At 37.1% G+C, this 6425-nt stretch carries 8 protein-coding genes and 1 pseudogene; 4 read left to right on the plus strand and 5 right to left on the minus strand.

What is annotated here, in order from left to right:
- Positions 1 to 122 (plus strand): annotated as a pseudogene (locus FFR48_RS24160) (IS630 family transposase); the annotation flags it as partial.
- Between the two features lie 32 nt (positions 123 to 154).
- On the opposite strand, the gene FFR48_RS24165 reads toward FFR48_RS24160, so the two are convergent.
- Both FFR48_RS24165 and FFR48_RS24170 read right to left on the minus strand, forming a co-directional pair.
- Positions 155 to 448 carry a hypothetical protein gene (locus tag FFR48_RS24165; RefSeq protein WP_096565139.1) on the minus strand — a complete coding sequence of 98 codons (294 nt, stop codon included), beginning with the start codon at positions 446 to 448 and terminating at the stop codon, positions 155 to 157.
- A 153-nt stretch (positions 449 to 601) separates the two neighbouring features.
- A complete protein-coding gene (locus FFR48_RS24170) occupies positions 602 to 1702 on the minus strand; it encodes a DNA methyltransferase (RefSeq protein WP_137669127.1) in 1101 nt (366 codons plus the stop codon).
- A gap of 134 nt (positions 1703 to 1836) precedes the next feature.
- On the opposite strand from FFR48_RS24170, the gene FFR48_RS24175 reads away from it, so the two are divergent.
- The 3 genes from FFR48_RS24175 (at position 1837) to FFR48_RS24190 (ending at position 3250) form a co-directional block, all read left to right on the plus strand.
- Complete coding sequence (locus FFR48_RS24175) at positions 1837 to 2091, plus strand: helix-turn-helix domain-containing protein (RefSeq protein WP_137669128.1); 255 nt, start codon at positions 1837 to 1839, stop codon at positions 2089 to 2091.
- A 5-nt stretch (positions 2092 to 2096) separates the two neighbouring features.
- Positions 2097 to 2447, plus strand: coding sequence for a hypothetical protein (locus FFR48_RS24180; protein ID WP_137669129.1), 351 nt, complete (start codon positions 2097 to 2099; stop codon positions 2445 to 2447).
- A gap of 446 nt (positions 2448 to 2893) precedes the next feature.
- On the plus strand, positions 2894 to 3250 hold the full coding sequence (locus FFR48_RS24190; RefSeq protein ID WP_137669130.1) for a hypothetical protein: 357 nt from the start codon (positions 2894 to 2896) through the stop codon (positions 3248 to 3250).
- 162 nt (positions 3251 to 3412) lie between these two features.
- Here the strand turns inward: FFR48_RS24190 and FFR48_RS24195 are convergent, their stop codons facing one another.
- The 3 genes from FFR48_RS24195 to groES form a co-directional block, all read right to left on the minus strand.
- Positions 3413 to 3706, minus strand: coding sequence for a type II toxin-antitoxin system TacA family antitoxin (locus FFR48_RS24195; protein ID WP_137669131.1), 294 nt, complete (start codon positions 3704 to 3706; stop codon positions 3413 to 3415).
- A gap of 270 nt (positions 3707 to 3976) precedes the next feature.
- Positions 3977 to 5614, minus strand: a complete 1638-nt coding sequence (groL, locus tag FFR48_RS24200; RefSeq protein WP_096565147.1) for a chaperonin GroEL — start codon at positions 5612 to 5614, stop codon at positions 3977 to 3979.
- 210 nt (positions 5615 to 5824) lie between these two features.
- Positions 5825 to 6136 (minus strand): co-chaperone GroES, encoded by a 312-nt coding sequence (gene groES / locus FFR48_RS24205; protein WP_096572532.1) that lies wholly within the window; start codon positions 6134 to 6136, stop codon positions 5825 to 5827.
- Between the last annotated feature and the right edge of the window lie 289 nt (positions 6137 to 6425).

Consider the following 6425-nt stretch of genomic DNA (forward strand, 5'->3'; position numbering starts at 1 on the left):
GATTATTTGAATCAGTAGAACAGTTAGAAGAATTATTAAATAAATTGCTAAACGAAGGAGGTCTTATTATTAAATGGGAGCGCAAAGTTAAAAATAAAGGTAATGCTGTTTATTCGATTTAGCTGCAAAACAGCTTATCTAATAAATAACCCATTTAACTACCACGCTTTACAGATTCATCAAAAATTTGCATTTGTTCTGGAGTAAAATCATTTAGCATTCCCGAGACTAAATGTAAAGATAAAATACTTTTAATTCGTTTAGTTAATGATTCTTCGGAAATGCTATTTACATCAGGGACAAATGCGGGATCGAAGTTATGATTGATGTTGTCAATCATTTCCTGTCTATTAAGATTTTCTAGATAAAGAGGATTATTGTCAATCAAGTTGTTAACAATTGCAGTTAATTTTTGATAATTGGATTGTTGGTTAATACTTTGAGTCATGGGTTATGCTCCTGAAAAGTATATGGTTGTTGGATAGGCTAGATTATTATTATAGCATAGATAAACTGTTTTGTAGTATCCGCTTAAATGTGGTGATTATTTATATTCAATTATAATATTTTTCTGATTAATTACATTTATTAAAATATTGAATTATAAAAATAAGGATAATTGCTGAGGTTGTAATACTTCATTATTTATAATTCTAGATTGTATCAAAGAGGTTTCTAAATTAATGCTATGCTCGACTGTGTTGAATAAATAATTACTGGTTACAAAACTCTGAAGACGAGATTTTGCAGCATGATAATATTCATTATTTATTTCCGCACTATAACAACGACGCTTATTTTTTAAAGAAATAATAGCACTAGGGCAAAGACCACCAAATGGTTCCCACACTACATCATTTTCATTGCTAGATGCAGTAATAATATTTTCAATCAAACTGAGAGGTTTTTGATTGCTATGAAGAGTTTTACCATCTAATTTTATTCTTTCATCACCACTAACTTGAGGTTCTGACCAAACATTAGTAACTGCATGAATATGATTCCAAGTTGATCGCATTTTTGACCATTGTTGTGCTGTAACAGGAGTTTTTCCATCTATAGAAAAGTACGGTCTATTTGTGGGTTTTCCATACTTATTAGCATAAGCCACAATTTGTTCCATTTTATCTGGAGGTGGAAAATACCAAAGATGACATTTTGTGAAATACTTTCTTGTTGCTGCGTTCTTCACTCCACAAGCTTCATTAGTTTTATTAAGTGGTAGTCCAGAGCGTTCCCACTCATAACGTAGCCACTCTTGTAAAGTTAAATATTTGCCATCAATTGTAGATAGTTTTACATGACGGACGTATTGAACACAAGCCTCTGTCACCACAGGAAAACGTCTGATAGTTTTACTATTAACATTGCCGGCAATATGTCCGATCCCCTTATCCCAGACATGGAAGGAACGATACAACCAACCGTGTTTCTCTAGTAGTGGATGAACAGTAGCCCAACCAATTTCACTGCACCAAAACCATAAAGTTGTTTCTGGAAGTGCGTATTTTGACCAAGCTTCAATATGAGGTGCGTACCAAGCTTGTAAATCATTTGTATTAATAGGATCGCCTGGAAATAAGCCTAGTCCATAAGCTCCATCAGATACTATCACTGTTGGGGAAAGCCAACTGACATAGCGAGAGAGAGCATCGGCCATCTCAATATGTACACCGTCGATTACAGTTGTAGGTATCGACATAGAAATTCCACCACATTCAGATAATCCATCATACTGAAATTTGTTTTTTCCATCCATTGTCCCTATTCTATCTCAGAATATTCTATTTTGGACTATTCTAAAATAGACTATATACTCACTTTTAGGTGAGTTAAATGACAAAAACAATATTTACCCAAGAGTATCACTTGTTTTTACGTTATCTACGTGACTGTAGAAAACAAGCTGGATTAAGTCAAGAGCAGTTAGCAGAGCGATTAAATCAAACTCAATCATTTATTAGTAAATGTGAAAGAGGAGATAGACGTATAGATGTAATAGAACTAAGGGCATTTTGTTTAGCATTAGAAATTCCCTTTGAGGAATTTATTAGCCAGTTAGAAAAAATTATCTCTAGTCAAGGTCAGTAATTATTATGAATAATACAAATCCCCCAAGTCAACAACCACCTGATAACACTTGGGAATATTTTGAATTATGGACAAAAATTAATGAATTAATTAGGACTTTACCCAACTTTTTCCAATCTCAAATAGTAGTAAAAGGTATAAATGCTACTGATGTATATGCCGTAGGTTCTTTATTTTCTAGTGCGATTGAATCTAGCCTAGTAGAAGGACTAAATAAAATGAGGAATATTTGGGACCCGGAAAACAAATATCTCAGCTTTGCTTTTAAACGTCAATCTCAAACATTCCCAGATGTACTTTTAGTTGATGCAATCAATAATGATAAAATTATATTTGGGATTGAACTTAAAGCCTAGTATGCCTTATCAAAGGAAGAAGAACCGAGTTTTAGGTTTAAGATTGATCCAGATGCTTGTGCAGCATTAGAAGAAATTGCCCAACAAGAACAAAGAACCAAAAGCCAAATGGCCGCGATTTTACTAGGGGAAGCACTAGCTAACCGTCAACAACAACAGCAAAAAACATCATAAGTATACTCTTGTAATATTAGCCAATGGTAAAACTCTTGGCTATTTTAAACAAAATCCTCCCTCTGCCTCCTCTGTGTCTCTGTGGTTCGATTTCCAAAAAATAGCCGATTCTTGAGGTAATGACTCTATTATTGTTATTAGTGGTTAAGTAGATTAAGTAATTTTATTTAATAAAAGTATAACTTAATTTATATAGTTGAGAATAATTACTGTTGTTTGTAAGAGAAATAACTTGTTAATTTTTTATTAAGTTTATTTACAACAATCAAACTATGACTACAGTAGCAGTTGCAGATATTAGAAAGTTTCGTAATCAATTTTCTAATAATCCCAAAGCTTTGGATGCTCTAAAAGTTCTTGAATCCTGTGGAGGCGACTTAAAAGCAGCAATTATAGAATTAGCTAATCGTTTTGGTGAAGATCCAAATATAGTTTTAAATTTAGTTGATCAGCAATGTCAAGAATGGATTTGTGAAAATAAGTTTATACGAATGGCTTTGCCACAAACTTTAGGACTCATTTCCAATTACTTCGCACAGTCACACTTATCTGATATGTTATCAGCAGAACTAGCAATTATTGTTACTATTTATGTAGACTTAGGCTTAGGAGCTTATTGTGAGCGTTAAATAACCGTTGATCTTTTATTGCGTGAACAATACTCCAATACTCTGGGGCAATAATTATTGCCTCACTTCCTGATAAAGTTATTTCTAATCAAATTCTTTTCATTGATAGAACAAATAGTGAATAACATATTTTAAATGCTTGAAATTTATTGATATTTGAAATTACTTTTGGTTTTCTTGATAACGTTCAATAGCTTGTTTTAATTTAGGATTAATTTCTGGTGAATTGTCTATAGCTGAAACAACTATTTGCCAATCTTGTGCAGAAAGATTAACTTCTTCAGTGATGAAAATGTTCTCAATTTTTTGAGATTCATGGAGAGCAATATTTAATAAATATTCATTAATACTAATACCTCTCAGCAGTGCTATTTTTTCCAGCTTTTCTTTATCTTCTTTAGTAACTTCTATAGAAATTAGCTCTTTGGGATCAGAAGATTCAACTTGGGTACTCATAGTAGGATTTTACTAAGTTACTAAGCTGTTACACAGCTAAATTGTATAATCCTAATATTCTGAACTCTTGTTTAACAGGCAAGATGCCTGTTCCACTTATACAAATTAAATGCACAACAGCTTAATAATTATATTACAGCAGTTTTCATTTATTCATACCACACGTATTTTTAATTTCTCTTCTCTGCGTCCTCTGCGCCTCTGCGTGACATAAAAAAATAGCCGCCCCCCAACAGAAGCGGCCATCATTTAATTTGTTAACAAAAGACCTTAGTAATCGAAATCTCCGCCACCCATACCAGCACCAGCAGCAGGAGCAGCATCTTTAGGTTCTGGTTTGTCAACAATGATACATTCAGTTGTTAACACCATACCAGCGATAGAAGCAGCGTTTTGCAAAGCAGAACGAGTTACCTTAGCGGGATCAACAATACCAGCCTCCAACATATCAACAAATTCGTTGGTAGAAGCGTTGAAACCAATGTTGAAATCTTTTTCTTTCACTCTTTCAGCTATTACAGCACCGTTTTGACCAGCGTTTTCTGCAATTCTTTTCAGAGGAGCAGGTAAAGCACGAACGACGATTAAAGCACCAGTCAACTCTTCATTTTTGAGGTTGCTGTTAGCCCAAGTTTCCAACTGAGGAGCGAGGTGAGCTAAGGTTGTACCACCACCGGGAACAATACCTTCTTCTACAGCAGCTTTGGTTGCGTTGATAGCATCTTCCAAACGCAGCTTCTTGTCTTTCATTTCGGTTTCGGTAGCTGCACCAACTTTCACAACAGCTACACCACCGGATAATTTAGCCAAACGCTCTTGCAGTTTTTCCTTGTCGTAGGAAGATTCGGTTTCATCCATCTGACGACGGATTTGTTCGCAACGAGCTTTAACACCAGCTTCGTTACCTTCAGCCACAATGGTGGTGCTGTCTTTGGTGATGGTGATGCGGCGAGCTTTACCTAAGCCATCTAGCTTGGTGCTTTCTAACTTCAGACCAGCATCTTCAGTGATGACTTGACCACCAGTGAGAACTGCGATATCTTCTAACATCGCTTTCCGGCGATCGCCAAAACCAGGAGCTTTTACAGCAGCTACGTTCAGCACACCACGTAAACGGTTAACAACCAAAGTAGCTAAAGCTTCTTTTTCAATATCTTCAGCGATAATAACCAGGGGCTTACCTTGACGTGCAACTTGCTCAAGTACAGGTACTAAATCTTGTACCAAAGCAATTTTCTTATCGGTGAGCAGGATGTAAGGATCATCAAAAATCGCTTCCATCCGTTCTGCATCGGTAGCGAAGTAAGGGGAAATATAACCCTTATCAAAACGCATACCTTCGGTAATTTCCAATTCGGTGGTCATGGACTTTCCTTCTTCCAAGGAAATTACACCTTCTTTACCCACCTTATCCATAGCTTGGGCGATCATGCTGCCGACTTCATCATCGTTACCAGCAGAGATAGCACCAACTTGAGCGATCGCCTTAGAATCTTCTACAGGACGAGCGTGTTCAGCAATTCTTTCTACTAAAAACGCAGTAGCTTTATCAATACCGCGCTTCAACAGAATTGCGTTAGCGCCAGCAGCTACGTTCCGTAAACCTTCTTTAACAATTGCATGAGCCAAAACGGTAGCGGTGGTTGTACCATCACCAGCAGCGTCATTGGTCTTAGAAGCAGCTTGGCGAATCAAAGAAACGCCAGTATTTTCAATATGGTCTTCTAATTCAATTTCTTTAGCGATGGTAACACCATCATTGACGATTTGAGGAGCGCCAAATTTCTTCTCTAAAACTACGTTACGACCTTTGGGTCCAAGGGTGACAGCAACAGCTTCAGCCAGAATATCAATACCACGCTCAAGGGCGCGACGGGCGTTTTCGTTGTAAATAATGCGCTTTGCCATAATCTGTGTAATTCTGGTGTGTAATTCTGGAATTGGTTATTTGTTGGTTGTCAATTTTCTGTTTTCAGTTCTGAAGTGGGGTGTGATTTTATATCAATCCAAAATCCAAAATCCAAAATCCAAAATCCAAAATCTAAAATCTAAAATCTAAAATTCAAATTTTGACTTTTGACTTTTGACTTTTGAATTGTTTGACCCCTCATCACTCAATTAGCTGACTACTGCTAGAATGTCTTTCTCAGAAAGTAGTACATATTCATCAGTGCCGAGCTTCACGTCTGTGCCAGCGTACTTGGAGTACAGCACTTTATCACCGACTTTAATTTCCAATTCTTGACGGCTACCGTCATCATTCCGCTTGCCTGGTCCAAGGGCTACCACTTCACCTACTTGGGGTTTTTCCTTAGCGGTGTCGGGCAAATATAGACCACCTGCGGTCTTTTCTTCAGCGGCGGTCACTTTTACAAAAACGCGATCGCCTAAAGGTTTAACTGTAGATACGCTTAGAGATACGGCTGCCATAAATTTTTTCTCCAGAGTTAGCACTCTCAACTCCTGAGTGCTAATCTACCGAAAAACAGCAACAAATGGCAACAATCTTTTCTGTACGGGTTTCCGAACTGGTGACTGGGGACTGGGGACTGGCTACTGTGGTCTCCATTCTGTGTGAAGAGCGTGGTGGAGTGAGAGCGTGCTGATAGGCGTGTATGTCGTGGTTGTGTGAGTGAGAGCATTGATGGTTTGATGACGGTGCGGATGCTCTAGTGGACTACGTCTAATTGCCATTTCGAGCCTACTAATTTGTACTGTG

The organism is Sphaerospermopsis reniformis, assembly GCF_005402885.1.
Lineage (GTDB): Bacteria > Cyanobacteriota > Cyanobacteriia > Cyanobacteriales > Nostocaceae > Sphaerospermopsis > Sphaerospermopsis kisseleviana.

Bases quoted from the DNA above. Each gene is read 5' to 3' on its own strand.
- FFR48_RS24165 (WP_096565139.1), bottom strand. From the start codon at position 448: ATGACTCAAAGTATTAACCAACAATCCAATTATCAAAAATTAACTGCA.
- FFR48_RS24170 (WP_137669127.1), bottom strand. From the start codon at position 1,702: ATGTCGATACCTACAACTGTAATCGACGGTGTACATATTGAGATGGCC.
- FFR48_RS24175 (WP_137669128.1), top strand. From the start codon at position 1,837: ATGACAAAAACAATATTTACCCAAGAGTATCACTTGTTTTTACGTTAT.
- FFR48_RS24180 (WP_137669129.1), top strand. From the start codon at position 2,097: ATGAATAATACAAATCCCCCAAGTCAACAACCACCTGATAACACTTGG.
- FFR48_RS24190 (WP_137669130.1), top strand. From the start codon at position 2,894: ATGACTACAGTAGCAGTTGCAGATATTAGAAAGTTTCGTAATCAATTT.
- FFR48_RS24195 (WP_137669131.1), bottom strand. From the start codon at position 3,706: ATGAGTACCCAAGTTGAATCTTCTGATCCCAAAGAGCTAATTTCTATA.
- groL (WP_096565147.1), bottom strand. From the start codon at position 5,614: ATGGCAAAGCGCATTATTTACAACGAAAACGCCCGTCGCGCCCTTGAG.
- groES (WP_096572532.1), bottom strand. From the start codon at position 6,136: ATGGCAGCCGTATCTCTAAGCGTATCTACAGTTAAACCTTTAGGCGAT.